The 26,310-nt window shown below is 72.7% G+C and carries 21 protein-coding genes; 13 read left to right on the top strand and 8 right to left on the bottom strand.

What is annotated here, in order from left to right; genetic code table 11:
* Window positions 1-46: 46 nt before the first annotated feature.
* The 8 genes from AB0F04_RS03440 (at window position 47) to AB0F04_RS03405 (ending at window position 10,685) form a co-directional block, all read left to right on the top strand.
* Window positions 47-1,612 (top strand): hypothetical protein, encoded by a 1,566-nt coding sequence (locus AB0F04_RS03440; protein WP_362037228.1) that lies wholly within the window; start codon window positions 47-49, stop codon window positions 1,610-1,612.
* Window positions 1,613-1,782: 170 nt separating this feature from the next.
* Complete coding sequence (locus tag AB0F04_RS03435) at window positions 1,783-2,625, top strand: nitrilase-related carbon-nitrogen hydrolase (RefSeq protein ID WP_362037226.1); 843 nt, start codon at window positions 1,783-1,785, stop codon at window positions 2,623-2,625.
* Window positions 2,622-3,908, top strand: coding sequence for an aspartate aminotransferase family protein (locus AB0F04_RS03430; protein WP_362037224.1), 1,287 nt, complete (start codon window positions 2,622-2,624; stop codon window positions 3,906-3,908). Before AB0F04_RS03435 ends, AB0F04_RS03430 begins: the two co-directional genes overlap by 4 nt.
* A 25-nt stretch (window positions 3,909-3,933) precedes the next feature.
* Complete coding sequence (locus AB0F04_RS03425; RefSeq protein ID WP_362037223.1) at window positions 3,934-5,499, top strand: PucR family transcriptional regulator; 1,566 nt, start codon at window positions 3,934-3,936, stop codon at window positions 5,497-5,499.
* A gap of 155 nt (window positions 5,500-5,654) precedes the next feature.
* A complete protein-coding gene (locus tag AB0F04_RS03420; protein ID WP_362037221.1) occupies window positions 5,655-6,497 on the top strand; it encodes a nitrilase-related carbon-nitrogen hydrolase in 843 nt (280 codons plus the stop codon).
* A gap of 94 nt (window positions 6,498-6,591) precedes the next feature.
* Window positions 6,592-7,995 (top strand): dihydropyrimidinase, encoded by a 1,404-nt coding sequence (gene hydA, locus AB0F04_RS03415; protein WP_362037219.1) that lies wholly within the window; start codon window positions 6,592-6,594, stop codon window positions 7,993-7,995.
* A gap of 11 nt (window positions 7,996-8,006) precedes the next feature.
* The gene (locus AB0F04_RS03410; RefSeq protein ID WP_362037217.1) at window positions 8,007-9,029 is read left to right on the top strand and encodes a TIGR03842 family LLM class F420-dependent oxidoreductase; all 1,023 of its coding nucleotides are present in this window, start codon (window positions 8,007-8,009) and stop codon (window positions 9,027-9,029) included.
* A gap of 135 nt (window positions 9,030-9,164) precedes the next feature.
* On the top strand, window positions 9,165-10,685 hold the full coding sequence (locus tag AB0F04_RS03405; protein WP_362037215.1) for an NCS1 family nucleobase:cation symporter-1: 1,521 nt from the start codon (window positions 9,165-9,167) through the stop codon (window positions 10,683-10,685).
* Between the two features lie 25 nt (window positions 10,686-10,710).
* On the opposite strand, the gene AB0F04_RS03400 is transcribed toward AB0F04_RS03405, so the two are convergent.
* From AB0F04_RS03400 to AB0F04_RS03380, 5 genes are all read right to left on the bottom strand, one after another.
* Window positions 10,711-11,379, bottom strand: a complete 669-nt coding sequence (locus AB0F04_RS03400; RefSeq protein ID WP_362037213.1) for a hypothetical protein — start codon at window positions 11,377-11,379, stop codon at window positions 10,711-10,713.
* Window positions 11,380-11,599: 220 nt separating this feature from the next.
* A complete protein-coding gene (locus AB0F04_RS03395) occupies window positions 11,600-12,490 on the bottom strand; it encodes a LysR family transcriptional regulator (RefSeq protein ID WP_362037211.1) in 891 nt (296 codons plus the stop codon).
* A 151-nt stretch (window positions 12,491-12,641) separates the two neighbouring features.
* Entirely contained in the window at window positions 12,642-14,378 is a 1,737-nt protein-coding gene (locus tag AB0F04_RS03390; protein ID WP_362037208.1) for an FUSC family protein, read from the bottom strand.
* Between the two features lie 85 nt (window positions 14,379-14,463).
* Complete coding sequence (locus tag AB0F04_RS03385; RefSeq protein ID WP_362037206.1) at window positions 14,464-15,522, bottom strand: AEC family transporter; 1,059 nt, start codon at window positions 15,520-15,522, stop codon at window positions 14,464-14,466.
* A 127-nt stretch (window positions 15,523-15,649) separates the two neighbouring features.
* Window positions 15,650-17,353, bottom strand: coding sequence for an NAD-dependent malic enzyme (locus AB0F04_RS03380; protein ID WP_362037204.1), 1,704 nt, complete (start codon window positions 17,351-17,353; stop codon window positions 15,650-15,652).
* A gap of 260 nt (window positions 17,354-17,613) precedes the next feature.
* On the opposite strand from AB0F04_RS03380, the gene AB0F04_RS03375 reads away from it, so the two are divergent.
* From AB0F04_RS03375 to AB0F04_RS03360, 4 genes are all read left to right on the top strand, one after another.
* Window positions 17,614-19,440, top strand: a complete 1,827-nt coding sequence (locus AB0F04_RS03375; protein WP_362037202.1) for a gamma-glutamyltransferase — start codon at window positions 17,614-17,616, stop codon at window positions 19,438-19,440.
* 132 nt (window positions 19,441-19,572) lie between these two features.
* The gene (locus tag AB0F04_RS03370) at window positions 19,573-20,418 is read left to right on the top strand and encodes an inositol monophosphatase family protein (protein WP_362037199.1); all 846 of its coding nucleotides are present in this window, start codon (window positions 19,573-19,575) and stop codon (window positions 20,416-20,418) included.
* A 181-nt stretch (window positions 20,419-20,599) separates the two neighbouring features.
* Entirely contained in the window at window positions 20,600-22,009 is a 1,410-nt protein-coding gene (locus AB0F04_RS03365) for an NAD(P)/FAD-dependent oxidoreductase (RefSeq protein WP_362037196.1), read from the top strand.
* Window positions 22,006-22,515, top strand: coding sequence for an O-acetyl-ADP-ribose deacetylase (locus AB0F04_RS03360; protein WP_362037194.1), 510 nt, complete (start codon window positions 22,006-22,008; stop codon window positions 22,513-22,515). Before AB0F04_RS03365 ends, AB0F04_RS03360 begins: the two co-directional genes overlap by 4 nt.
* 21 nt (window positions 22,516-22,536) lie before the next feature.
* On the opposite strand, the gene AB0F04_RS03355 is transcribed toward AB0F04_RS03360, so the two are convergent.
* From AB0F04_RS03355 to AB0F04_RS03345, 3 genes are all read right to left on the bottom strand, one after another.
* On the bottom strand, window positions 22,537-23,370 hold the full coding sequence (locus tag AB0F04_RS03355; protein WP_053671149.1) for a class II glutamine amidotransferase: 834 nt from the start codon (window positions 23,368-23,370) through the stop codon (window positions 22,537-22,539).
* Window positions 23,371-23,554: 184 nt separating this feature from the next.
* The gene (locus tag AB0F04_RS03350) at window positions 23,555-24,964 is read right to left on the bottom strand and encodes a DUF2252 domain-containing protein (protein WP_362037192.1); all 1,410 of its coding nucleotides are present in this window, start codon (window positions 24,962-24,964) and stop codon (window positions 23,555-23,557) included.
* 3 nt (window positions 24,965-24,967) lie between these two features.
* On the bottom strand, window positions 24,968-25,543 hold the full coding sequence (locus AB0F04_RS03345) for a potassium channel family protein (RefSeq protein ID WP_362037190.1): 576 nt from the start codon (window positions 25,541-25,543) through the stop codon (window positions 24,968-24,970).
* Between the two features lie 346 nt (window positions 25,544-25,889).
* Between AB0F04_RS03345 and AB0F04_RS03340 the strand changes: the two genes are divergently transcribed.
* Window positions 25,890-26,306, top strand: coding sequence for a hypothetical protein (locus AB0F04_RS03340; RefSeq protein ID WP_362037188.1), 417 nt, complete (start codon window positions 25,890-25,892; stop codon window positions 26,304-26,306).
* Window positions 26,307-26,310: the final 4 nt, after the last annotated feature.

Raw genomic sequence — 26,310 nt, 5'->3', positions numbered from 1 at the left:
GTGTTCCCTACGGGACGGAGTGCTCCGGTCTCACGGGAGTTGAGCGATGGCGGCGGATCAACTCCCGGCTGACATCGGGGAGTTCGTGACCTACCTGAACGGCCTGCTGGCACGCCTCGACCCGTCCGGCGGCTGGTGCGCCGTGTTCTGGCGGCGCGACCCGGACGGCATGCGGGCGTGCCTCGACGGGCGCGAGATGCCGCCCTGGGACGTGGTCGAGGCATTGCTTCAGGACCTCGCCGCCCAGTACGGGCCGGGGAGAGCCGGCCCGGAGACGGACCGCGCCCACGCCCTGCACACCACCGCGCTCGCCGCGTACGACGCCCGGCCCGGCGGCCGTGACGCCCTCGGCGACCGCCTCGACGTCATGCTCCGCGAACAGAGGTACGCCGCCGAACGCCAGGCCGCCCTCGCCCGCCGCCTGGCCACGGCCACGACCCGCGAACAGGCGGACGGCCTGCGTCTGGACCTGGCCTGGGCCCGGGACGACCACGAACGGGCCGGCGCGCGGTGCGCGGAACTCCGGGCACGGATGGCCCGCGTGGACCGGCGTGAACGGAAGGTGCCGCCGGCAGCGTGGAGTGCTGCCGAGGGCGCGCTCGGCGGCGGGGCGGCATCGTCGGTCGGTGATCCGCCCGGCCCCGGGGGGCCGTCGGTGGTCCACGGTGCCGCCGGTGGGCACGACCCCTGGGGCGGCGGGGCCGCCGCGGAAGTCGGCCGTCACATCCCGCAGTGGCCGGCCGATCCCCGGGAGTCCGCCGCGAGCGGCACGCCCGCCGCGTTCACCACCCCGGCTTCGGCACCCGCCCCCGCCTCCACGCCGGCCTCCGGCCCGCCCGCTCCCGAGCCCCCGGCCCCTCACCCCGCCACGGTCCCCAAGCAGCGCAATCGCCGCCGGGGCGGTGCGCGTTTCGCGGGGATGGCGGATGAGGAAGCCGCCGTCGCCGTGCCGCCCCCTGTCGTGCCCACCCTGCCCGCGCCCGCCCCCACGACCACCGGCCGCACCCTGCGCGGCGCGCGCTTCGCCGGGGCCGCCGAGGAGGCGGTGGAGCGCCCGGCGCGGGAGGCCGGCGCGGCCGGGGCCGACGACCGGGCCGAGGTCGGCAGGACCGTGGAGGTGCTGGCCCGGTTGCGCAGCGAGGGGCGCAGCGGGGAGGCCCACGCGCTGCTGGCCGAAGTCGCCGCATGGGAACCCGCCAGGTTCCCGCTGCTCGCCGAACGGCTGCAGCTGGCCGGGCTGGACGCCGACTGGCAGACCCTGCTGTGGGAGGCCGCCGCACTGCCCGCCGGACGGCTGGTCGCCGCCGCCGACGCACTGGTCGAGGCCGGGCGGCCGGGCGACGGCCGGCAGATGCTGCGACAGGGGATCGCACGGCCGCCGGGCGAGATCGGCCGCGCGATCCTCGGCCTGGTCGCCGAGGGACGTCACCGCGAGGTGCGCGTGCTGCTCGACGCGTACGTCAGGGCCCGCACCCCCGAGGAGGCCGCGCGCAGCGCCGAACCCGAGCCCGGGCGCCTCGTGCCGCTCCTGCTGGAGGCGGCCCGGGGTGTCTCGGAGGAGCGCCGCTGGGACCTCGTGCACGCCCTGCGGGTCGCCGGATTCGCCGCCTGACCGGTGACGTCGCGCCCCGTGCGGCTCACCCACAGGAGTGCGAATCGCGCAATGCCCCGCGGGTTGGCGACGATGGTCTTGGCAACCCCGTGCCAGAGGCTTACGTTCGTGGCTCTACGGCCCGCTTCTACGGGCGTAGAGGCGCAGACGTCGCGTCGAAGGAGCAGCTCATGGCCAACGTCGTACGTGCCGCCCTGGTCCAGGCCACCTGGACCGGCGACACCGAGTCCATGGTGGCGAAACACGAGGAGCACGCCCGCGAGGCGGCCCGCCGGGGCGCGAAGATCATCGGTTTCCAGGAAGTCTTCAACAGCCCCTACTTCTGTCAGGTCGAGGAGCCGGAGCACTACCGCTGGGCGGAGCCCGTCCCCGACGGGCCGACCGTGCGGCGGATGCGGGCGCTCGCGCGCGAGACCGGCATGGTGATCGTCGCGCCGGTGTTCGAGGCCGAGCAGCCCGGCTTCTACTACAACACCGCGGCCGTCATCGATGCCGACGGCACCTACCTCGGCAAGTACCGCAAGCACCACATCCCGCAGCTCAAGGGCTTCCGTGAGAAGTTCTACTTCAAGCCCGGGAACCTCGGCTGGCCCGTCTTCGACACGGAGGCCGGCCGGGTCGGCGTGTACATCTGCTACGACCGCCACTTCCCGGAGGGCTGGCGGCAGCTCGGCCTCGCCGGAGCCCAGCTGGTCTACAACCCCTCCGCGACCCACCGCAGCCTCTCCTCCCACCTGTGGCGGCTGGAGCAGCCCGCGGCGGCCGTCGCCAACGGGTACTACATCGCCGCGATCAACCGCGTCGGCCAGGAGGAGTACGGCGACAACGACTTCTACGGCACGAGCTACTTCGTCGACCCACGCGGGCAGTTCGTCGGGGACGTCGCCAGCGACAGCAAGGAGGAACTCGTGGTCCGGGACATCGACCTCGACCTCATCGAAGAGGTGCGGCAGACGTGGGCCTTCTACCGCGACCGCCGCCCCGACGCCTACGAAGGGCTGGTGCAGCCGTGACCAACGACCTCCTGGGCCGCCACCGGGCCGTGCTCCCCGACTGGCTCGCCCTCTACTACGAGGAGCCCCTCGAGATCACCCACGGCGAGGGCCGCCACGTCTGGGACGCCCGGGGCAACCGGTACCTCGACTTCTTCGGCGGCATCCTCACCACCATGACGGCGCACGCGCTGCCCGAGGTCACCAAGGCGGTGAGCGAGCAGGCCGGGCGGATCATCCACTCCTCGACCCTCTATCTCAACCGCCCGATGGTCGAACTCGCCGAGCGCATCGCCCAGCTGAGCGGCATCCCGGACGCCCGCGTCTTCTTCACCACGTCCGGCACCGAGGCCAACGACACCGCCCTGCTGCTGGCGACCGCCTACCGGCGCAGCAACACCATCCTGGCCATGCGCAACAGCTACCACGGCCGCTCCTTCAGCGCCGTCGGCATCACCGGCAACAGCGGCTGGTCCCCGACGTCGCTCTCCCCGCTCCAGACGCTGTACGTGCATGGCGGCGTACGCACCCGCGGCCCGTTCGCCTCCCTCAGCGACGAGGCCTACATCGCCGCCTGCGTCGAGGACCTGAAGGACCTGCTCGGCCACACCCGCGCCCCGGCCGCGCTGATCGCCGAACCCGTGCAGGGCGTCGGCGGTTTCACGGCCCCGCCGGACGGGCTGTACGCCGCCTTCCGCGAGGTGCTGCACGAGCGCGGCATCCTGTGGATCGCCGACGAGGTGCAGACCGGCTGGGGCCGCACCGGCGAGCACTTCTGGGGCTGGCAGGCCCACGGCCGCAACGGACCGCCCGACATCATGACCTTCGCCAAGGGCATCGGCAACGGCATGTCCATCGGCGGGGTCGTCGCCCGCTCCGAGATCATGAACTGCCTGGACTCCAACAGCATCTCCACCTTCGGCGGAACCCAGATCACCATGGCCGCGGGCCTCGCCAACCTCAACTACCTCCTGGAACACGACCTCCAGGGCAACGCCCGACGCGTGGGCGGCCTGCTCATCGAGCGGCTGCGGGCCGTCGCAGCGCAGGTGCCGGCCGTGCGGGAGGTGCGCGGTCGCGGCCTGATGATCGGCATCGAGATCACGAAACCGGAAACCGACGAGGCCGATCCGCAGACCGCCGCGGCCGTCCTGGAGGCCGCCCGCGAGGGCGGCCTGCTGATCGGCAAGGGCGGCGGGCACAACACCAGTGCGCTGCGCGTCGCCCCACCGCTGTCCCTCAACGTCGCGGAGGCCGAGGAGGGCGCCGCGATCCTCGAGAACGCTCTGCGGAGCATCACGTAGCAATGCACTGAGCAAGGGGCCCGCCATGACCATCACCCTGGATTCCCTGGAGCCCGCGCTGTCGGTGCGGCGGGTCCTCACCCTGGAGCGGGTACTCGCCGGGGAGCCCGAGGTGGTGGCCGGGGCGGGCCATCTCGACCGGCTCGTGCGCTGGGTGCACGTCGCCGAGGCGGCCGACGTCGGTGTGATGCTCAGCGGCGGCGAGATGGTCCTCACCACCGGTGTGCTGCTCGCCGGCGACGAGGACAAGCAGGCCGAGTACGTCCGGTCGCTGCACCGCGCCGAGGCCGCCGCCGTCGTCCTCGGACTCGGCCGCGCCTTCCCCACCGCCCCGGAGGTGATGCGCCGGGCCGCCGAGCGGTGCGGACTGCCGATGGTCGTCCTGCACCGGCCCTTCCCCTTCGCCGACCTGACCGAGGAGGTCCAGTCCCGCCTGGTGCGGCGCAAGTTCGCCGCCGTCAGCCTCTCCGAAGCCGTCCGCACCGAACTCACCGCTCTCATCACCGCGGGCGCCCCGCTGCAACGCCTGCTCGACGAGATCGCCCGGCACAGCGCCTGCCCGGTCGTCGTCACCAACCTGGCCCACCGCGTCCTCGGCACGGCGGGGGAGCGGCCCGCGGTCGACGACGTGCTGCGCGACTGGGAGCGCATAGCGCGGCAGGCCGGAGGCACCGAGGGCGACGGCTGGATCCGGGCCGAACTGGGCGGACGCGGGGAGCGCTGGGGCCGGATCGTGCTGTGCGGCTACCGAGGCGACACCGCCACCGGACGGCTGCTGGCCGACCGTGCCGCGGAGGCCCTCGTCCTGCACCGCATGCTCGGCGGCGGCACCGCCTGCTCCTGGGAGGAACAGTCCGCGCAGAGCCTGCTGACCGACCTCGTCAGCGGCGTCGTACCGGCACGGCAACTGCTGCCCCGGGCGCGTGCTGCCGGGCTGCCCGTCAACCGGCGCACCTTCGTGCCGCTGGTCGTCCGCGACGGCGAACCCGCCCGGCTCGAACGCCTCCTGCGGCTGCTGGGCCTGCCCGGACTGGTCGCCGAACTCGCCGACGGGGCCACCGCGGTGCTGCTGAGCCTCCCCCGGGACCAGGACGCGGGCGCCCTCGCCGAGCACTTCGCCACCCGGCTGCGCACCGAGTCACGCCCGGACCACACGGTCGTCGCCGCGGCCGAACCCCGCGCCGCCTGGGACGACGTGCCCACCGGACTGCGCGAGGCCCGGCACGTCTCGGATGCCGTGGCCGACTCATCCGCCGTCCTCGACCTCCCACCGGTGGTGCGCCTGAAGGACGTCCACCTGCGGGGCCTGATCCGGCTGCTGCGCGACGACCCGCACGTGCAGTCCTTCGCCGAGCGGGAGCTGGACGGGCTGCTGCGCGAGAGCGACGAGGACCTGCTGTCCGTCCTGCGGACCTATCTGGCCACCGGCCGCAACAAGTCCCGCACGGCCCAGCTCCACCACGTCTCCCGGCCCGCCCTCTACCGCCGCCTGGAGGCCATACAGGCCCGGCTCGGGGTGGAGCTCGACGACTTCGAGCAGGCCGCATCGGTGCACATCGCACTCCTCGCGCACGACGCGCAACAGCAGTGAAACAAGCGACCACCTGGGAAAACGGCGGTGAAACATGGGTCCACGAAAGAGTGACACGGTGGCACGCGGCACGCCCCCAGACGTGACACGGTGCAACTCAAAGACGACCACGCGGCTTCCTAGGCTCACGGCACACCGAGCGACCGGAGGTCCCGATGAGCCAAGTGATCCGTGCCGCCGTCTTCCAGACCGCCTGGACGGGCGACAAGGAATCGATGATCCAGGTCCACGAGCAGGCGGTCCGCGACGCGGCCGCACAGGGTGCTCAGGTCCTGTGCTTCCAGGAGCTGTTCTACGGGCCGTACTTCTGCCAGGTCCAGGACCCGGCCTTCTACGAGTACGCCGAGCAGATCCCCGAAGGCCCCATCGTCCGGCGCTTCCAGGCCCTCGCGAAGGAACACGGCATCGTCCTGGTGCTGCCGATGTACGAGGAGGAGCAGCCCGGCGTCCTGTACAACACCGCCGCGGTGATCGACGCGGACGGTTCCTACCTCGGCAAGTACCGCAAGACACACATCCCCCAGGTCAGGGGCTTCTGGGAGAAGTTCTACTTCCGCCCGGGCAACTCCGGCTGGCCCGTCTTCGACACCAAGGCCGGCCGTATCGGCGTCTACATCTGCTACGACCGCCACTTCCCCGAGGGCTGGCGCGCCCTCGGCCTCGCGGGCGCCCAGATCGTCTTCAACCCCTCGGCCACCTCCCGCGGTCTGTCCGGCTACCTCTGGCAGCTGGAGCAGCCGGCGGCGGCCGTCGCCAACGAGTACTTCGTCGGCGCGATCAACCGGGTAGGGGTCGAGGAGTACGGCGACAACGACTTCTACGGGACGTCGTACTTCGTGGACCCGGAGGCCCAGTTCGTCGGCGAGGTGGCGAGCGACAAGGAGCCCGAACTGGTCGTCCGCGACCTGGACATGGCCAAACTCCGCGAGGTCCGCGACCGCTGGCAGTTCTACCGGGACCGGGCACCGGGGGCGTACGGGCCACTGACGGCACCCTGAGACGCCCGTGGGGGACGTGCCCTCAGGGGCGCGGGGAACTGCGCGATCAGCCACTGACGACCCGCACCGACCCACAGCGAGGAGCGATCACGACATGAGCAGCCGTACAGTCATCCGCGGCGGCCTCGTCATCACCGCATCCGACGAGATCCACGCCGACGTCCTGATCGAGGACGGCCGAATCGCCGCCCTCGCGACCTCCCACACCCCCGCCGCGGAGGCCTTCACGGCCGACCGGACCATCGACGCCACCGGAAAGTACGTCATCCCCGGCGGTGTGGACGCCCACACCCACATGGAGCTGCCCTTCGGCGGCACCTTCGCCTCCGACACCTTCGAGACCGGCACCCGCGCAGCCGCCTGGGGCGGCACCACGACGATCATCGACTTCGCCGTGCAGAGCGTCGGCCACAGCCTGCGTGAGGGCCTCGACACCTGGCACGCCAAGGCCGACGGCAACTGCGCCGTCGACTACGGCTTCCACATGATCGTCTCGGACGTCAACGAGCACACCCTCAAGGAGATGGACCACCTGGTCGAGGAGGGCGTCACCTCCTTCAAGCAGTTCATGGCCTACCCGGGCGTCTTCTACAGCGACGACGGCCAGATCCTGCGCGCCATGCAGCGCTCCGCCGACAACGGCGGCCTGATCATGATGCATGCCGAGAACGGCATCGCGATCGACGTCCTGGTTGAGCAGGCGCTGGCGCGCGGGGAGACCGACCCCCGCTACCACGGCGAGGTCCGCAAGGCGCTGCTGGAGGCCGAGGCCACCCACCGCGCCATCAAGCTCGCCCAGGTGGCCGGCGCACCCCTCTACGTCGTACACGTCTCCGCGACGGAGGCGGTCGCCGAGCTGGCCCGGGCCCGTGACGAGGGCCTGCCCGTCTTCGGCGAGACCTGCCCGCAGTACCTGTTCCTGTCCACCGACAACCTCGCCGAGCCGGACTTCGAGGGCGCCAAGTACGTCTGCAGCACCCCGCTGAGGCCGAAGGAGCACCAGGCCGCCCTGTGGCGGGGGCTGCGCACGAACGACCTCCAGGTCGTCTCCACCGACCACTGCCCCTTCTGTTTCGTCGGCCAGAAGGAACTCGGCCGCGGCGACTTCTCCAAGATCCCCAACGGCCTGCCGGGCGTGGAGAACCGTATGGACCTTCTCCACCAGGCGGTCCTCGACGGCCACATCTCGCGCCGCCGCTGGATCGAGATCGCCTGCGCGACCCCGGCCCGGATGTTCGGCCTCTACCCGAAGAAGGGCACCATCGCGCCGGGCGCCGACGCCGACGTCGTCATCTACGACCCGCACGCCGAGCAGGTCATGTCCGCCGAGACGCACCACATGAACGTCGACTACTCGGCCTACGAGGGCAAACGCACCACCGGCCGGGTCGAGACGGTCCTCTCGCGCGGCGAACCCGTCATCACCGAGCGGGAGTACACCGGGCGCGCCGGGCACGGCGTGTTCACCCCGCGATCCACCTGTCAGTACCTCAACTAGGAGCGGCGCAGATGGACTTCGGACTCGTCCTGCAGACCGACCCGCCCGCCTCGCGGGTGATCAGCCTGATGAAACGCGCGGAACGGAACGGCTTCACGTACGGCTGGACCTTCGACTCCGCCGTGCTGTGGCAGGAACCGTTCGTGATCTACAGCCAGATCCTGGCCAACACCACGACCCTGAAGGTCGGGCCCATGGTGACCAACCCGGGCACCCGCACCTGGGAGGTCACCGCCTCCACCTTCGCCACCCTCAACGACATGTTCGGCAACCGCACGGTCTGCGGCATCGGCCGCGGCGACTCCGCGATGCGGGTGGCCGGCCGCAAACCCAACACCCTGGCCCGGATCAGCGAGGCCATGAAGGTCATCCGGGACCTCGCCGGCGGGCGGGAGGCCGACCTCGGCGGCGGCACCGTCGTCCGGTTCCCCTGGATCAAAGAGGGCGCCGAACTGCCCGTGTGGATGGCGGCGTACGGCCCCAAGGCCCTGAAGATGACAGGCGAGGAAGCGGACGGCTTCATCCTCCAGCTGGCCGACCTCTATCTCACCGAGTACATGGTCAAGGCCGTGAAGGACGCGGCCGTGGCGGCCGGCCGGGACCCCGCCGAGGTGACCGTCTGCGTGGCCGCCCCGGCCTACGTCACCGAGGACGACTCGCCCGAGGCGCTCGCCCACGCACGCGAGCAGTGCCGCTGGTTCGGCGGCATGGTCGGCAACCACGTCGCCGACCTCGTCTCCAAGTACGGCGAGCACTCCGCCGCCGTCCCCGACGAACTCACCGACTACATCAAGGCCCGCGAGGGCTACGACTACTCCCACCACGGACGCGCCGACAACCCGGACACCCGGTTCGTGCCCGACGAGATCGTCGACCGCTTCTGCCTCATCGGCCCGGTCGAGAAGCACATCGAGAAGCTGGAGGCGCTGCGCGCGCTCGGCGTGGACCAGTTCGCCGTCTACGACATGCACGACGCGCAGGAGGCCGTGATCGAGGCCTACGGATCGCGGGTGATCCCGGCCGTCAACGGCTGACCTCCGCCGCCCCACCCCCTGTGAACTCCCCCTTCCCAGCGGCACGGGAAGGGGGCCCAGGACGCTCCCGAGCGCACCCCCCATCGGCTCACCGCACGGCCTTTCCCGTCCCGCCTCCCCTGATTGGCCCGGCCCATGACCGATACCGCTCCCACGGCCCCACCGCCGACCACCCACGTCACCCTCGCCGACGGCCGGGTGGAGATCGCCCCGGGCGCCCCCGCACCGACCGGCCCCTACGCCAACGAGGACCTGCTGCCGGTCCCGGTCGAGAAGCGCACCTGGACCACGTACAACTTCTCAGCGCTGTGGGTCGGCATGGCCCACAACACGGCCTCCTGGACCCTCGCCTCCGGGCTCATCGCCGTCGGCATGGACTGGAAGCAGGCGGTGCTCACCATCGCCCTGGCCAACGTCATCGTGCTGATACCGATGCTGCTCACCGGGCACGCAGGGCCCAAGTACGGCATACCCTTCCCCGTCTTCGCGCGGGCCTCCTTCGGCATCCGCGGGGCCAACCTGCCCGCTGTCGTCAGGGCGTTGGTGGCCTGCGGCTGGTTCGGGATCCAGACCTGGATCGGCGGCGAGGCGATCTACTTCCTGGCCGGCAAGCTCATCGGCACCGGCTGGACCGACGCGGCGAAGGTCGGCGGCTACGCCTGGACCATGTGGCTGTCGTTCGCGCTCTTCTGGGCGCTCCAGGTCGTCATCATCTACCGGGGCATGGAGACCATCCGCCGCTTCGAGAACTGGGCGGCGCCCTTCGTGCTCGTCGGCGCGTTCGTGATGCTGTGGTGGATGAGCGACAAGGCGGGCGGCTTCGGCCCGCTGCTCGACCAGCCCTCCAAGCTCGGCTGGGGCGCCGACTTCTGGAAGCTGTTCGCCCCCGCCCTCATGGGCATGATCGGCTTCTGGTCCACGCTGTCGCTGAACATCCCCGACTTCACCCGCTACGGCAGGAGCCAGAAGGCGCAGACCCGGGGTCAGGCCCTCGGCCTGCCGACCACCATGACCCTCTTCGCGTTCCTGTCGGTGATGGTCACCTCCGGCTCCCAGGCCGTCTACGGCGAGGCCATCTGGGACCCGGTCCAGCTCGCCGCCAAGACCGACAACACGGTGGGCCTGCTCTTCGCACTGGTCACCGTGCTGGTGGCGACGCTCTCCGTCAACGTCGCGGCCAACCTGGTCTCCCCGGCGTTCGACTTCTCCAACATCGCGCCCCGGCGCATCAGTTTCCGGGCCGGTGCCCTCGCCACCTGCGTCCTCGGTGTGCTGATCTTCCCGTGGAAGCTGTACTCCGACCCGCAGGGCTACATCTTCACCTGGCTCGGCCTGGTCGGCGGCCTGCTCGGCACCGTCGCGGGCATCCTCATCGCCGACTACTGGATCCTGCGCCGCGCCCGGCTCGACCTCGCCGACCTGTACCGGCCCGGCGGCCGCTACTGGTACGAGGGCGGCTGGAACTGGCGGGCCGTCGTCGCCTTCGCGGTCGGCGGTGTCCTCGCCGTGGGCGGCGCGAACTTCAAGCCGCTGATAGACGGCCGCCCCCTCCCCGCCCTGGCCGATCTGGCCGACTACGGCTGGGCCGTGGGACTGGGCACCTCGATGCTCCTGTATCTGGCGCTGATGGCCACCCGGAGCCGCAGCACCCGCTGAGGAAGCCCGGCGTGCTGGAGAGCGCTCAGTCCTTGTCGCTCTCCAGCGCGGCCACCGCTTCCTTCGCGGCCTTGATGGCGCCCTTGTTGATGGTGTCCGTACTGGGCGCCTTCTTCGACTCGAAGTCACTGCCGTTGTAGGTGATCGTCACCAGCGCGTTGGAGGCGCGGGCGAACACGACGCCCTCGCGGGTCTCCTGCTTGTCCTCCGTCGTCAGGTTCACGACGGAGTACGCGCTGTCCCCCAGACCGGGGACCGCTCCGCCGCCGCTCTGTTTCTCGGTGTGCGCCTGGTACGACTTCCGCGCGGCCTCGTCCGACTCCATCAGCTCGTAGGACACGTCGAGCCAGCGGTAGTCGTACCCCTTGAGCGCGTTCCAGGAGCAGGTGCGGCGCAGCTCCGCGTCCGTGGACGGGATCTCCTTGCCGGCCGTCCTGGCGCCCGGCACGAGCGCCTCGACGGTCTTCTTGGCGACGCTCTCGCACGGGGCGGGCGCGACCGAGTACGCCTTCGACACCGTCGACGTCGACGGGGCCGACTCCGATCGGGTCCCGGTCTTCTCCGCGGCCGGTTTGTGCTCGGCGGCCTGCGGCGCGGCGGGCTGACCGGACGACAGCGCCCAGCCCACCGCGGCGAGCACCACCACCGGGGACAGGCGGGCGGTCAGGGCCAGGGGCAGAGGTAGGGAACGCACGGCGCCCTTCAGGTGGGGACGGACGGTGCGGAACGGGTCCGCACGGCGGACGGGACGACAGTTTCACATGCGTGCCCGTGCGGCGGAAGTGCGGCCTCCCCACGCGTTCCGATGAACCACCGTGCGTGTCGGCGCGGTCGCGCTGCGCCCGTCCCGGCCTGCCGATGCCGCCCGGGACAAGGCCGGACATGCCCCAACTTCCAGCGACAGGAGGGGACATTCACTCCCCGGTCGACGTCCGCAGCGCGTGGTCGAGGAAGCGCCGGGTGACCGGCGGCACGGCGCGGGAGCTCAGCCAGGCGATGCCGATGTCCCGGGCGCCCCGTACGTCGGTGATCTCCAGGTAGCGGATCGGGGACTCGGGGGCCGCCGTGACGTCCGGAGACGACGGGATCAGGGACACCCCGAGGCCCGCGGCGACCAGACCGCGCAGGGTCTCCACCTCTTCGCCCTCGAAGGCGATGACCGGCGCGAAGCCGGCCTCGCGGCACAGTCCCGCGGTGATGTCCCGCAGCCCGTATCCCGGTTTGAGCAGAATGAACCGTTCCTCGGCCACCTCGGCCAGGCGGATCCGGCGGCGCTTGGCCAGCCGGTGCCGGGACGGGACGGCCAGCCGCAGCGGCTCCACCAGAAGGCGGCGCCACGTGATGAGGGGGTGGCCGGGGTCGCTGCTGGTGATGACCAGATCCGCCGTCGTGTCCAGGAGGTGCCGCGTCAGGCCCATCTCGCCGTCCTGGTGCAGCTCGAACTGCGCCTGCGGGAAGGTCCGCCGGAAGTCGGTGACGAGCCGGGGGACCAGCCAGGTGCCCAGGGTGTGCAGGAAGGCGAGTGAGACCACGCCCGAGTCGGGGTGGACCATCTCGGCCACCGCTCGCCGGCCCCGGTCGTAGGTGTCGAGCACCCCGTCGACGTACTCCTTGAAGACCCGGCCCGCCGGGGTGAGGCGCAGTACGCGCCCGACGCGCTGCAGGAGTTCGGCGCCGACCTCGTCCTCCAGCCGGGCCAGGGCGCGGGACAGCGCGGGCTGGGTGATGCCGGCGTCCGTCGCGGCGTCGGTCACCGTCGTCCCCTCCGCGACGGACCGGAAGGAACGCAGCACCTGGAGATCCATGGCGCCATTCTGCCCCGTCATGGGTCGCCGATGACCTAGGCGGTGACAGCATGGATCGCACCAGGGGCAGGACCGGACCGGGACCGGGGCCGGTGCCGAGCCGATGTCCGAAGCCCGGCACCGGGCCGCTGCCGAGCCGATGCCGGGGCCGTTACCGGACCGGGTCCGCCGCGCCCGCGACCACGTGTGCCGTCACCTGGTCGCAGAGCTGTTCGGCCGCGGTGATCGCGCCCTCCCAGTCGGGCAGCGGCCGCCCACGGCGGGCCGGTTCCCGCCGGGCGTGAGCGACCGTGCGGCGCGCCTCGGCCAGCTGGTGGTAGGCGGCACGGCGCAGCGACTGCCGCTGGACCGGGCCCGCTTCGAGCGCGGCGTCGCGGTAGCGCCGTGCGGCGGCGACGGCGGCCTCGGTCTGTGCCTCGGCGCGGTGGGCGGCGGAGTCCGGCCACACCGCGAAGTGCGCGACGAGCACCAGCGCGGACGCCAGCGCCGTGTCCACCACCCGCGTGCCGTACAACGGACGGTGGTCGCCCAGCAGGTCGAGCAGCACGAACACGACGGCGGTCAGGCCCAGCGTGGCGAGCGCGTAGTGGTGCCGCACGCCGATGGCCATGAGCGCGCCGAACACGGCCACCACGCCCACCACGGCGTACGTACCGGTGGCCGCCGCGGACACCGCCCCGATGGCGGCCACCCCGACGATCGTGCCGACGCACCGGTGCAGTGCGCGCGGGAACAGCGGCCCGAAGTCGGGCTTGTAGACGAAGGCCACCGTCATGGGCAGCCAGTAACCGCGAGGCCGGTGCAGCACCTCCGCGAGCACATGGGCGGCGAGCACGCACCCGGCCAGCAGCAGCGCGTAGCGCACCCGCGCCGCCCGTCCGGGCCCGTCGTGCGCCGGCAGACGCAACTCCAGGTCGGTTCCGTCCGGTTCGGCGTCCACGGAGGCGACCAGGCCGGCCAGGGCGCGCCTGCCCGGCGAGCCGCCCACCGGTGCCGGCTGCGCCGCACCGTCCTCCGGGGCCGCGAGGCGGCCCGGCAGCAGACGTCCGGCCAGCAGCCGCGGTACGCGGGTCAGGGCGGGCGGCAGCGCACGGCCCTCCCACACCACCGCCGTCACGGCCTCGCCCAGCCGCACGGCGTAGTGGAACGCCCGGACGAGCTCCCCGGTCTCGTCCCGCCGCCGCCCGCGCGGGGCGAGATGGGGGGCCATGACCTCGTGGGCGTGGTTCAGGGCCAGCGTCATCCGCAGGCGCGCCTCCTCGGCGGCCTCGGTGCCCGCGGCGGTCAGCGCCTCGCCCGCGCTCCGGTACACGGCGAGCACGGCGGCCCGCTCGACGTGGTACCGGCGCCACAGCCACGGCGCCGCGGACAGCACGAGGACGAGTGCGACACCGGCGAGCAGCGCCAGCGGCGGCTGCCACCACGGCCCCGGCACGGGGATGCCACTGCCGATCGTGACGCCGAGCAGCAGGTGCATGCCCGACACGGACGCGATCCGCCCGCGCAGACCGACACCGCCCGCAACGAGCGCGGCCGTCACCAGACACCCCGCCACCGCCGCCGGCTCCCCGCTGCGCAGGGCGACTTCACCGGCGAGCAGACCGAGCGCGCTGGACACCCCGGTCCAGCCCAGCCGCCGTACCCGGACCCGGTACGGATCGGAACCGTCCTGGCTCACCCCCCACAGGGCGCCGATGGCGGCGATCGCCGAGAGAACGACCCACCCTGTGGCGAGCCCGACGAGCAGGGGCAGCGCCAGCGCGACCGCCCCCCGCGCCGCCGCGGCGAACGGCAGGGATCCGGGCAGGCGGCCGACAACGGAGCGCGGCCACGACCGCCGCGGCGGGCGGCTCGGGCGGCCCGGTCGCGAGTCTGCGGCTGATGTCATGAGGCCGTGTCCTTTCGGGTGGTCGGGCGGAGGCCGGGTGCGGAGCGCGAAGGGCGCGGCCCGGGACGCACCGCCCCGGCCGGGGTCAGCCGACCAGCTCGATGAGCAGGGGCAGGGTGACGAAGGAGAGGAGCAGGCTCAGCACGACGGCGGAGCCGACGGTCCGCACGTCCTCGGCCGAGCCGTGCCGGGCGGCGAACATCAGGGGGACGGGAGAGACGGGGAACGCGAGAATCAGCGCGGCCTGGGTGGCGACCGCCCCGGAGGTCAGCAGCAGCCCCGTCCCGTAGACGAGCAGGGGCAGGACGACCACGCTGGTGAGCGAGACCGCCCACACGGCGGGGGACAGCGCGGGCCGGCCGATCCGGGCGACGGAGACGCCGACGTACAGCAGTGCCGTCGCCGAGGCGGCTCCCGCCAGCAGACTCAGCGCTGAGTCGGCGATCTCCGGCACACCGACCCCGGCGATTGACAGCACCAGGCCCAGGACGGGTCCCCAGCAGAACGGCTCGCGCAGCGCGTGCCCGACCGTGTCCAGCACGGAGGGACGCGGGCCGGGCGCCCCGGCCTCGGCGGGGGCCGGCCGGGCGGCCGCTTCGGGCGCACCCCCGCCGACGGTGGCCGGGACGGGCCGCCGTGCGCGGGCCGCCGCCCCGGCGGTGACCTCCCGGTGCTCCGGGTGTTCCGGCATGCCGAGGAGGATCAGGACGACCGGGTCGAGAACGACGTTGACGATGATGCCCGCGACGGCGATCGGCACGGCGGCCTCGGCGGTCCCGAACAGGCCCCCCAGGATGGACGTGCCCATGAAGGCGTACTGCGGCTGGACACAGGCCAGAGCGAACAGCGCCGCCCGCCTCAGCGGCCGGCGGGCCGCGAGGCGCAGCACGCCCAGCAGGACGGCGTACACGGCGAGAAACCCGAACGCCAGCAGGCCCACCAGGGGCAGTTGCTCGACCAGCACGTGCCGTGGCGTCTGCCAGATGCTCAGCAACAGGGCGGCCGGAAGCGCCAGTTGCATGGTCAGCTCGCGCAGTGCCTGGGCGCCGCCCGCGTCGAAGAGCGCCCGGCGGCCGGTGCCGTAACCGACCAGGATGAGGAGGAAGACCGGCACCACGACGGTGAAGATCCCGGCGAAAGACATGACTGCGTCAATCCTTTGAAGCAAGGCGGGGGCGCGACCGTGCGGTTGGGTGACGGCATGTCAGAGAGCCGAGCACCTGCGGTCGGCGCCCCCTCGGGGGTGTGGAGCGATATCCGGGCGGAGCCGGTCAGACGGCCTCGATCGGCGGGTACACCGGATGCCACATGGCCGCGCGGACCCGGTCCTCGACCGCGTCGTCGGCGCTCGCCCGGGCGACGCCGTCGGCGACCGCCGCGCGGGCCACGGCCACGGCCACCGCCACGGAGGTGTCGCGCAGCCGGTCGATCGGGGGCAGGATCGGCGCGCCCGGCGCCGTGGGGTCGGTCTGGTCCGCGATGGCGCGGGCCGCGGCCACCAGCATGCCGTCGGTGATCCGCCCGGCCCGCGCGACGGCCGTGCCGAGACCCAGGCCGGGGAAGACCAGCGCGTTGTTGGCCTGTCCGATGTGGTGGGTGACGCCGTCCGTCTCCACCGGCTCGAAGGGGCTGCCGGTGGCGATCAGGGCCCGGCCGCCGGTCCAGGCGAGCAGGTCGGCGGGGACGGCCTCGGCCAGCCGCGTGGGGTTGGACAGGGGAAGGATGACCGGACGGCCGGTGTGCGCGGCCATGGACCGGACGATGTCCTCGGTGAAGGCGCCGCCCTGCCCCGAGGTGCCGATCAGGACGCTCGGGCGCACCCGGTCGACGACCTCGGCCAGCGGCACACCACCGAGGTTGTCGTCGTGCCGCCAGCCGGTGACCTCGGCGCGGCCGCGGGCGAAGGGCGTCTGGAAGTCCCGCAGCCCCTGCTGGCCCTCGGTCAGCAGGCCGTGGCGGTCCACGGCCCAGATGCGCTCCGCGGCCTCCCGCGGCGTCAGCCCGTCGGCGATCATCGCGTCGCGGAGCTGCTCGGCGATCCCGATGCCGGCGGTTCCGGCGCCGAAGAGCACCACCCGGTGGTCGCACAGGGCGGCCCCGCCGGCGCGCACGCCGGAGAGCACGGCGGCCAGATTGACCGCGCCGGTGCCCTGGATGTCGTCGTTGAACGTGAGCGTCTTCTCGCGGTAGCGGTCCAGGATGTGCCGGGCGTTGGACGAGCCGAAGTCCTCCCAGTGCAGCAGGGCGTCGGGGAACAGCTTCGTGGCCGCGGTGACGTAGGCGTCGACGAAGGCGTCGTAGCGGTCCCGGTCGGCGCGCGGGTGCCGGTTGCCCAGGTACAGCGGGTCCTCCAGCAGCTCCTGCCGGTCGGTGCCGACGTCCAGCATCACCGCCAGGGTGCGGGCCGGGTCCACTCCGGCGGCGGCCGTGTAGACGGCGAGCTTGCCGACCGCGATGTCGATGCCGCCCACACCCCAGTCACCGATGCCGAGGATCGCCTCGCCGTCCGTCGCCACGATCAGGTCGACGTCGTCGGCGCCCAGTCCGGAGGCGCGCAGGGAGCTCTCGATGGACTCGGGGTCGTCGACCGAGAGGTACACCCCGCGCGGGCGGCGGTACTCGTAGCTGTAGCGTTCGATCGCCGTGCCCACGGTCGGGGTGTACACGATCGGCAGCATCTCGGCGAGATGGTCACCGAGGAGCCGGTGGAAGAGCACCTCGTTGCGGTCGCGCAGCGCGGTCAGATAGACGTTCTTGGCGAGGTCGTCGGGCTGGGACCGGAACTGCGTGTAGGCGCGGGCCGCCTGCTGGTCCTGCGTCAGGACCTGCGGCGGCACCAGACCGGTCAGCCCGAGCTCCTGCCGCTGCCGCCGGGTGAAGGCCGTACCCCGGTTCAGCCGCGGACTGTTCAGGACGGCGTGACCGCGCGCGCTCGTCCGGATGACACCGTCGACGGTGCTCCTCTCTGTGCCCATGATGACTCCTCACAAGGTCGGGACCGGGGACTCGTTCCAGACTGTGACCCTGCGTGTCATGCGTCCAATGCCTGACATGGCGGAGATCCATAACTCCAGGACATTCGAGCGCTGACCTGCGGCTTCTCGGGTGCGGGAAGCCGACCGGGCCGCCGACTGTGATTGACGTCGCCCCGGCGGGGGCAGCGAAGGGAGGGGGGTTCCGGACCCGAGGGCTCCGGCCCCCGGTCCGCGTTCCGAGGCCCCCGGTGAGAGGTCAGATGTTCACCACCCGCCCCACCCTCCAGGGCACCTTCGGCATGGTGTCCTCCACCCACTGGCTCGCCTCGCAGTCGGCGATGGCCGTCCTGGAGAGCGGCGGCAACGCCTACGACGCGGCGGTGGCGGGAGCGTTCGTGCTGCACGTCGTCGAGCCGCACCTCAACGGCCCGGCCGGCGAGGTGCCGATCCTGCTCGCCCCGGCCGGTGGCGAGGTGCGGGTGCTGTGCGGGCAGGGCGTCGCACCGGCGGGCGCGACCGTAGCGCACTACCAGGGCCTCGGACTGGATCTCGTCCCCGGCACCGGGCCGCTCGCCGCCGCCGTGCCCGGTGCGTTCGACGCCTGGATGCTGCTGTTGCGCGACCACGGCACCAAGTCCCTCGACGACGTCCTGGCGTACGCCATCGGCTACGCCGAGCACGGGCACGCACCCGTGGAGCGGGTCGGCGAGACCGTCGAGACCGTGCGCGAGCTGTTCGAGACGGAGTGGACCTCCTCGGCGGACGTCTACCTCCCCGGCGGCAAGGCACCCCGCCCCGGCGAACTCTTCGCCAACCCCGCGCTCGCCGCCACCTGGAAGCGCCTCCTCGCCGAGACCGCCGGCGCGGGTGACCGGGAGGCCCGCATCGACGCGGCCCGGCAGGTGTGGCGCTCCGGCTTCATCGCCGACGCGCTCGTCCGCCAGGCCGGGCGCCCCACGAGGGACACCAGCGGCGAACGCCACACCGGCACCCTCACGGCCGCCGACCTCGCCGGCTGGTCCGCGACCTACGAGGTACCGGCGACGTACGACTGGAACGGCTGGACCGTGTGCAAGCCGGGCCCCTGGAGCCAGGGCCCTGTCCTCCTCCAGCAACTCGCCCTGCTCCCGCCCGAACTGCCCCCGTACGGCTCGGCCGACTACGTCCATCTCCTGGTGGAGAACTGCAAGCTCGCCATGGCCGACCGGGAGGCCTGGTACGGGGACGCCGCCGATGTGCCCCTCGAGGACCTGCTGTCCGACGCGTACAACACGCTCCGCCGCGCCCTCGTCGGCGAGCGGGCCGGGAACGACCTGCGGCCCGGCAGCCCCGGCGGACGCACCCCGCGGCTGTGCGCGCACGCGCGCGTGGCGGCCGCCGCACAGGAGGGCTTCGACGCCCTGGGCGTCGGCGAACCGACCGTCGCCCAGAGCCCGGCATCCCCCGTGCCGGGCGAGCCGGAGATCCTTGCCGACGGGACCACCCGCGGCGACACCTGCCACCTCGACGTCGTCGACCGCTGGGGAAACATGGTCTCGGCCACGCCCAGCGGCGGCTGGCTCCAGTCCAACCCCGTCGTACCCGAACTCGGCTTCCCGCTCGGCACCCGGCTCCAGATGGCCTGGCTGGAGGAGGGCCTGCCGAATTCCCTCACTCCCGGTCGCCGCCCCCGCACCACGCTGACGCCCTCGATCGCGCTGCGCGACGGCGTGCCCGTCCTGGCGTTCGGCACGCCCGGCGGGGACCAGCAGGACCAGTGGCAGCTGCACTTCTTCCTCGCGGCCGCCCTGCGCGGCCCCGTGCGCGGCGGCCCCGACCTCCAGGGCGCGATCGACGCCCCGAACTGGCACAACGACAGCTTCCCCGGCTCCTTCTACCCGCGCGGCATGCGCCCGGGCAGCGTGACCGTGGAGTCCCGCACCGATCCCGCCGTCGTCGAGGAGCTGCGGCGCCGGGGCCACGACGTGACCGTGGGCGGCCCCTGGTCGGAGGGCCGGCTGTGCGCGGTCGCACGGGACCCGGAGACGGGCGTGCTGTCGGCGGCGGCGAACCCGCGCGGGATGCAGGGGTACGCGGTGGGCCGGTGATCCGGCGGGGGTCCGCCGACGCACGAGCAGGCGGCACCACCGTCGTCCGGCCGCCCCCGCTGTTCATCGCGATGCCACCCGGAGTGCACCCGGTGGGCGGGGCTTGTCAGTGGCTCGTGTTGTCATGGAGGGGTGATCGACAGCAACGAAACCACCGAAGAGTTTCTCGCAGAGCACGCCTCCGACGTCGAAGAGGCGATCCGCAAGGCAGCCGCCGCCGAGATCCTGCCGCGCTGGCGCCGGCTCGCCGCGCACGAGGTCGACCAGAAGAGCGGCCCGCACGACCTGGTGACCGACGCCGACCGCAAGGCCGAGCTGTACCTGACCGAGGCCCTGGCCGACCTGCTGCCCGGCTCGGTCGTGGTCGGCGAGGAGGCGGTGCACGCCAACCCGGCGGCATACGAGGCGATACGCGGCGACGCCCCGGTCTGGATCGTCGACCCGGTCGACGGGACACGCCAGTTCGTGCGCGGCGAGGCCGGGTTCTGCACCCTGGTCGCGCTGGCCCATCGCGGCACCGTGCTCGCGTCCTGGACGTACGCGCCCGCCCGCGACCGGCTCGCCTTCGCCCAGCGGGGCAAGGGTGCCCACCTCGACGGGGAGCGGCTGTTCGCCGGAGTGCCGGAGCCCGGCCGCGATCTGCGCGTGGCCACTTCCCACCCCGACTACACGACGGACGAGCAGAAGGAGGCCCTGCTCGGCCTGCGCGCCGACGGTGTGGCACCGCGCCCGTGCGGCTCCGCGGGACTGGAGTATCTCGCCATCGCCCGTGGCGAGTCGGACGCGGTGGCCTTCTCGTGGGAGGCGGCATGGGACCACGCGGCCGGTCTGCTCCTGGTCGAGGAGGCGGGTGGCGCTCACCTCACCCTCGCGGGCGACCCGTTCCGCATCCAGGGCGACAACGTCCTGCCCTTCACCGCCGCCCGCGACGCGGCCACGGCCCGCAGGGTGCTGGGTCTGCTGTCGGGCGGGGCCTGAACACCGAGACCGGTTGCGTGTCGCACACATGTGGTGACACAGAGTGCGCACGCGGGCGTTCCGGTCGCCGTGAAGTGCCCTTCCGCAGCGGAAATCAGCTGCGGCCGGTGACTGTCAGTCTCCGGGCATATCCTGAGGCCCAGTGGCCGTCGGCTGACGAAGGGGTCCGAAGGTGCCGTCGATGCTCGATGTCGTCGTAGTGGGTGCGGGGCCGAACGGACTGACCGCGGCCGTGGAACTGGCCCGCCGCGGTTTCTCCGTCGCCGTCTTCGAGGCCCGGAGCACCGTGGGCGGCGGGGCCCGCACCGAGGAGCTGACCCTCCCCGGCTTCCGTCACGACCCGTGCTCGGCGGCCCACCCGCTCGCCATCAACTCACCGGCGTTCCGCGCCCTGCCGCTCGAGCGGTACGGCCTGGAATGGCTGCACGCCGAGCTGCCCATGGCGCATCCCTTCCCGGACGGCTCGGCGGCCGTCCTGGCCCGGACCGTCGGCGAGACGGCCGCCTCCTTCGGCCCGCGCGACGCCGGCGCGTACCGCAGGCTCGTCGAGCCGTTCCTGCCCAAGTGGGACACCCTGGCGCGGGACTTCATGTCACTGCCGCTGACCGCCCTGCCCCGCGACCCGGTGACCCTCGCCCGTTTCGGCCTGACCGGGCTGCCCCCCTCGACGCTGCTGATGCGCCGCTTCCGGGACGAGCCGGCCAAGGCCCTGTTCTCGGGGCTCGTCGCCCATGTCATGGCACCGCTCGGCGGCTTCGCCACCGGAGCCATCGGCCTGGTCTTCGCCCTCGCGGCGCACGCCCGCGGCTGGCCCCTCGCCCGCGGCGGCTCCCAGTCCCTCTCCGACGCCCTCGCCGCCTACCTGCGCGACCTCGGCGGCAGCGTCCACACCGACTACGAGGTCAAGCGCCTCGACGACCTGCCGCCCGCCCGGGCGTACGTCTTCGACACCTCACCCACCGCCCTGGCCCGCATCGCCGGCTTCGGCAACCACTACGGCGGATACCGCTACGGGCCGGGCGTCTTCAAGATCGACTACGCGCTGGACGGTCCCGTGCCCTGGACCGCGAAGGAAGCCCGCGCCGCCGGTACCGTGCAGGTCGGCGCGAGCAGCGCGGAGATCGGCACCGCGCTGCGGGCAGCCTCCCGGGAGGGCCGGGCCCCCGACCGGCCGTTCCTGATCACGGTCCAGCCGAGCGTCGTCGACCCCACCCGGGCCCCGGCGGGCCAACACGTCTTCTGGGTCTACGGCCACGTCCCGCACGGCTGGACCGGCGACCTCACCGACGCCATCGAGCGTCAACTGGAGCGCTTCGCGCCGGGTTTCCGCGACCGCGTCCTCGCACGTGCCACGGCGGGGCCGCCCGAGCTCGCCGCCCGCAACGCCAACTACATCGGCGGCGACATCGCCTCCGGCGCGGTCTCCGGCCTGCAGCTCCTGCTGCGCCCGAGGCCCACGCTGTTCCCGTACCGCACCCCGCACCCGGCCGTCTTCATCTGCTCGTCGGCGACCCCGCCCGGCCCCGGCGTGCACGGCATGTCGGGGCACAACGCGGCGAAGGCCGTATGGAAGCGACTGAGGCAGATATGACGGCCATCGAACTGGTCCGGGGCGACATCACCCGCGAGAGCGTCGACGCGATCGTCAACGCCGCCAACTCCTCGCTGCTGGGCGGGGGAGGGGTCGACGGGGCGATCCACCGCCGTGGCGGGCCCGCGATCCTTGAGGACTGCCGCAGGCTCCGCGCGGCGCACCTCGGCAAGGGCCTGCCCACCGGTCAGGCGGTCGCCACCACCGCGGGCGACCTGGACGCCCGCTGGGTCGTCCACACCGTCGGCCCGGTGTACAGCACGACCGAGGACCGCTCCGGCCTGCTCGCCTCCTGCTATCGCGAGTCGCTCCGCGTCGCCGGTGAACTCGGCGCCCGTACCGTGGCGTTCCCCGCGATCTCAACCGGTGTCTACGGCTGGCCGATGGACGACGGCGCCCGCATCGCGGTCGAGACGGTGCAGACAGCGGACACCACCGTCGAGGAGGTCAGGTTCGTCCTCTTCGACGAGCGGGCGTACGAGGCGTTCGCCGCGCGGCTGCGCTGAGCCCGGCGACCGCAGGGGGGCTCAGACGGGCTCCGGTTCGAAGTGCTGCAGCAGGTCCCGCCCGGGCTGCACGACACCGTAGGTGCTCTCCGGTACGGCGTTCCACACGCCGGGGAGATCGCCCAGCGGCTCCGACACGACCAGCCGGGTCTCGTCCGAGACGTGGTTGAGGAACCCGAGGTCGGGGTGGAGCGCACGCACGTCCTCCACCCGGCTGCTGTAGTACAGCGACCGTGACTTCCCCGCGCTGGAGTAGCGGAAGAACCACACCCGCTCGCCGTCGGTCACCGCGACCGTCATCTGCAGCGGCTGCGGCACACCGTGCTCGCGGCCCAGCCGCTCGATCAGACCCGTCATCCGGGCCACCGCTCCCGGCGGGTCGCCGTCCAGCCCGAGGGTGAGCGCCACGTGGAACATCACCTCGGAGTCCGTCGTGCCCTCCATCGACGAAAACAGCCCCGGGTCCACCGCCAGCGTGAGATCCCGGCGCAGTTCGCGGAACCCGTCGATCGCCCCGTTGTGCATCCACATCCACCGCCCGTGGCGGAACGGATGGCAGTTCGTCTGCTGCACGGCCGAACCGGTGGAGGCGCGCACATGCGCGAAGAACAGCGGCGAGCGGACGTGGTCGGCGATCTCCCGCAGGTTGCGGTTGCTCCAAGCCGGGCCGGTGTCACGGATGACGGCGGGGGTGCGCAGATGCCACGCGTACCAGCCGACGCCGAACCCGTCGCCGTTGGTGGTCTCGACCCCCATCCGCGCGTGCAGGCTCTGGTCGATCAGCGAGTGCTGAGGGCGGTAGAGGACGTCGTCGAGCAGCACGGGAGTGCCCGAGTAGGCGAGCCAGCGGCACATGGCCGTACCCCTGTTCCGAGCGGCCCGGGCCGGACCCGGGGGTGCTCCGTAGGTGGTGTCCGTGGACCCAGGGAACCCCGTGTCGCGCTCGGGACGCATCGCCCGCGACGGGTGAGAGCACGACGCGCCGCCGGAGCGGACCCCGGCAGGGCGGGGGCGCCCAGGGCCGCCCGGGGACTGGGCGTCACTGCGCCGCCGCGCGGACCCGGCCCGAGCGGACCGCCGCGCGCAGGGCGTCGAAGTCCCGCTCGTTCTGGTCCGCGTACGCCTGGCCGAACACCGTGAGGGCACGGTCGAAACGGTCGCCACCGCCCAGATAGGCCGCGATGGCAATGGGGTCGCCGGAGCGGGCGTGGGCCCGTGCCAGGCTCGCTCCGCACAGCCGCCCGAACAACCGCAGCAGGCCGGGGTCCATGGTCTCCGGCCGGGCGATGCCCTTCCAGTCGCGCAGCTGCCGCACGTAGAAGTCCCGCTCCTGCCCGTCGAGGCCCACAGCGTGCGTCCAGCCCAGCAGGATGTCGCTGGTCGTCTGGATCAGCCGCTGTCCCGCCACCACACGGCGGCCCTGGTTGTCGTAGCGCTCGCCGCCGCTGTGCGCCGCGAGCACCGACTCCTGTGCCTCCTTGGCCTGGAGCAGCAGCGGATCGTCGTCGTCGCGTCCGAGCAGCAGCACGATCCAGCAGCGGGTGCCGACGCTTCCGACCCCGACGACCTTGCGGGCGATGTCCACCAGGCGGTACCGGCGCAGCAGATGCCGGCGCTCGGACGACAGACTGCGGGCGTACCCCTCCAGGACGGTGCGCAGCTCCCTTTCCCGTCCGTGCTCCGAGGTGTCGCCCACCAGGTCCCGCAGCGGGGTGATCAACGGCGGGTCCGGTGTGATCCGCCGCCCTACGGCCGTGTCCCTGGTCAGCTTGGCGTAGGCCTGCATGTGGGTGCGGGTCCGGGCGCTCGCCGTGGCCTTGGCGGTGCGGCGCCGTGCCTCCTTGGACAAAGACGCGGCCATCAGCTCCCGCAAGTGGTCGGCGTCGTCCTGGGCGTACCAGATGTCCAGGTTCCGCATCCCGGCGAAGTCCCGCATCCGCCTCCGGTAGGCCCGGACGCAGGTCTCGATCGCACTGTTCTGCTCAGCGGTCCTGAAACCGTTGGCGCGGCCTGCGATGGCGAAGCTGGCCGCGAGCCGTTTGACGTCCCATTCGAACGGTCCGGCCAGCGTCTCGTCGAAGTCGTTGATGTCGAAGACCAGATGGCGCTCCGGCGAGGCGAGCAGCCGGAAGTTCAGCAGATGGGCGTCCCCGCACAGCTGCACCCGCAGCCCGGTGTCCGTGGCGGCCCCCAGGTCCGCCGCCATGATCGCCGCCGCGCCGCGGTAGAAGCGGAACGGGGACTCCAGCATGCGGGCGTAGCGCAGCGGCACCAACTCCGGTTCGCGGGTCGCCGACTGGCGCTCCAGCACCTCGACCGGGTCGAACCGGTCCGGTCCCGCCTCGAACCCGGCGTGGAACGACCGCGGCACCCGCCGCCGCGCCGCCCGGCCGGCGGCGGCCCGCTCGGCCGGTGACATGAAGGCCGTGAAGGTGCTCGGTGCGGTCATGGCTCAGTCCTTCCGCCGCGTGGGGAAGCCGTCCGAGGGCTCCCGGCCCTGCCGGCGCAATCCGGCCTGCACGGCGCCGGCGAGGATGCGCGCCGCCACGCCCACCAGCAGCAGGCCGCCCGCCATCTGAATCATCGCCAGCACCCGCCCGGTCTGTGAGCGGGCCACGATGTCGCCGTATCCGACGGTGGTGAACGTCGTGAGCGTGAAGTACAGGGAGTCCGTCTTGGTCAGCGGCTCGCTGAAGGAGCCGGGGGTGGTGTGCTCCAGCAGGAAGTAGGCGCCCGCGAAGAGCAGCAGGAAGAGCGCGGCCGTCGTGGCCAGGGCCTCGACGGCCTTCAGCCGGGGGTGGGGCGAGGTGACGATGGCCCGCACCTGCCACCAGAAGACCACGACCACCAGCAGCAGACCGCAGGCCAGCAGGACCGACTCGCCTCTCGTGCCGCGTCCGTCCAGGGGCAGCACGTAGTAGACGGTGACGAGCCCGGCCGCCACGAGCGCGGCACGCAGGAGGGTCGAGACCGCCGCACGCCGTGGCTGTCCCGGCCGCCGCCGGTAGGGCTGCTCCGGATCGTCCATCGTGCGTCTCTCCATCGCGGTCCCGCCTCCGGCACCTGGGCGCCCCACAAGGCCTGTCCCACCACCTCAGCGCCCCGGCGTCGCATACGGATCACCCGCCACGGGTGAGGCAGCCCGGCCCGTGCCCCGGCACGCTGAGGTGGACGGGGACCGCTGCCGGGCGGGCCACCGGGACACGAGGACCGCACGGAGCGGTTCCCGGGGCGGCGAGGACCGGCCCAGAGGTGCCGGGAAGCTCGCCGGGCCGTCCGGCGGACATGGCGCGCGGCGGCTTCGCCGCACAGGGCGTCCCGGTCCCCGCTTCCTGTCGCTGACCGATCCGGACCCAGCAGAATCGAGGAGCAGGATGGCTGCCACACACCCCACGCACGGGCGCTCGACGGCGAAGCAGGGCTGGGCCACCGGCATGACGGCCTTCGCTGCGATCATGCTGATGATCGCCGGAATCCTGGCCGTCATGCGCGGCATCTCGGCCATAGCCGAGGACGAAGTCTTCGTCTCGACCCCCAACTACATCTTCCAGTTCGATCTCACCGGCTGGGGCTGGACCCACCTCGCCCTGGGCGTGGTCGCCGTGCTGGTCAGCCTGGGCCTGTTCCAGGGGTCGGGCTGGGCGCGCGTCGTCGGCGTGGGCATCGCCGCCCTCGTGATCATCGCGAACTTCCTCTCCCTGCCGACCTACCCGGTCTGGTCGGTCATCATGATCGCGATGTCGGGGTTCGTCATCTGGGCCCTGTGCACGCCACGCAGGGGTGACGCCTAGCCCG

Origin of the sequence: Streptomyces sp. NPDC029041 (assembly GCF_040637515.1) — a bacterium.
GTDB lineage: Bacteria > Actinomycetota > Actinomycetes > Streptomycetales > Streptomycetaceae > Streptomyces.
Note: the sequence above shows the minus strand (reverse complement) of the source record. Positions and strands in the feature narration are given on the sequence as shown.

What these genes read in the sequence shown, in the direction of transcription:
- AB0F04_RS03440 (WP_362037228.1), top strand. Translation starts at nt 47, where the DNA reads ATGGCGGCGGATCAACTCCCGGCTGACATCGGGGAGTTCGTGACCTAC.
- AB0F04_RS03435 (WP_362037226.1), top strand. Translation starts at nt 1,783, where the DNA reads ATGGCCAACGTCGTACGTGCCGCCCTGGTCCAGGCCACCTGGACCGGC.
- AB0F04_RS03425 (WP_362037223.1), top strand. Translation starts at nt 3,934, where the DNA reads ATGACCATCACCCTGGATTCCCTGGAGCCCGCGCTGTCGGTGCGGCGG.
- AB0F04_RS03420 (WP_362037221.1), top strand. Translation starts at nt 5,655, where the DNA reads ATGAGCCAAGTGATCCGTGCCGCCGTCTTCCAGACCGCCTGGACGGGC.
- hydA (WP_362037219.1), top strand. Translation starts at nt 6,592, where the DNA reads ATGAGCAGCCGTACAGTCATCCGCGGCGGCCTCGTCATCACCGCATCC.
- AB0F04_RS03410 (WP_362037217.1), top strand. Translation starts at nt 8,007, where the DNA reads ATGGACTTCGGACTCGTCCTGCAGACCGACCCGCCCGCCTCGCGGGTG.
- AB0F04_RS03405 (WP_362037215.1), top strand. Translation starts at nt 9,165, where the DNA reads ATGACCGATACCGCTCCCACGGCCCCACCGCCGACCACCCACGTCACC.
- AB0F04_RS03395 (WP_362037211.1), bottom strand. Translation starts at nt 12,490, where the DNA reads ATGGATCTCCAGGTGCTGCGTTCCTTCCGGTCCGTCGCGGAGGGGACG.
- AB0F04_RS03390 (WP_362037208.1), bottom strand. Translation starts at nt 14,378, where the DNA reads ATGACATCAGCCGCAGACTCGCGACCGGGCCGCCCGAGCCGCCCGCCG.
- AB0F04_RS03385 (WP_362037206.1), bottom strand. Translation starts at nt 15,522, where the DNA reads ATGTCTTTCGCCGGGATCTTCACCGTCGTGGTGCCGGTCTTCCTCCTC.
- AB0F04_RS03380 (WP_362037204.1), bottom strand. Translation starts at nt 17,353, where the DNA reads ATGGGCACAGAGAGGAGCACCGTCGACGGTGTCATCCGGACGAGCGCG.
- AB0F04_RS03375 (WP_362037202.1), top strand. Translation starts at nt 17,614, where the DNA reads ATGTTCACCACCCGCCCCACCCTCCAGGGCACCTTCGGCATGGTGTCC.
- AB0F04_RS03365 (WP_362037196.1), top strand. Translation starts at nt 20,600, where the DNA reads ATGCTCGATGTCGTCGTAGTGGGTGCGGGGCCGAACGGACTGACCGCG.
- AB0F04_RS03360 (WP_362037194.1), top strand. Translation starts at nt 22,006, where the DNA reads ATGACGGCCATCGAACTGGTCCGGGGCGACATCACCCGCGAGAGCGTC.
- AB0F04_RS03355 (WP_053671149.1), bottom strand. Translation starts at nt 23,370, where the DNA reads ATGTGCCGCTGGCTCGCCTACTCGGGCACTCCCGTGCTGCTCGACGAC.
- AB0F04_RS03350 (WP_362037192.1), bottom strand. Translation starts at nt 24,964, where the DNA reads ATGACCGCACCGAGCACCTTCACGGCCTTCATGTCACCGGCCGAGCGG.
- AB0F04_RS03345 (WP_362037190.1), bottom strand. Translation starts at nt 25,543, where the DNA reads ATGGACGATCCGGAGCAGCCCTACCGGCGGCGGCCGGGACAGCCACGG.
- AB0F04_RS03340 (WP_362037188.1), top strand. Translation starts at nt 25,890, where the DNA reads ATGGCTGCCACACACCCCACGCACGGGCGCTCGACGGCGAAGCAGGGC.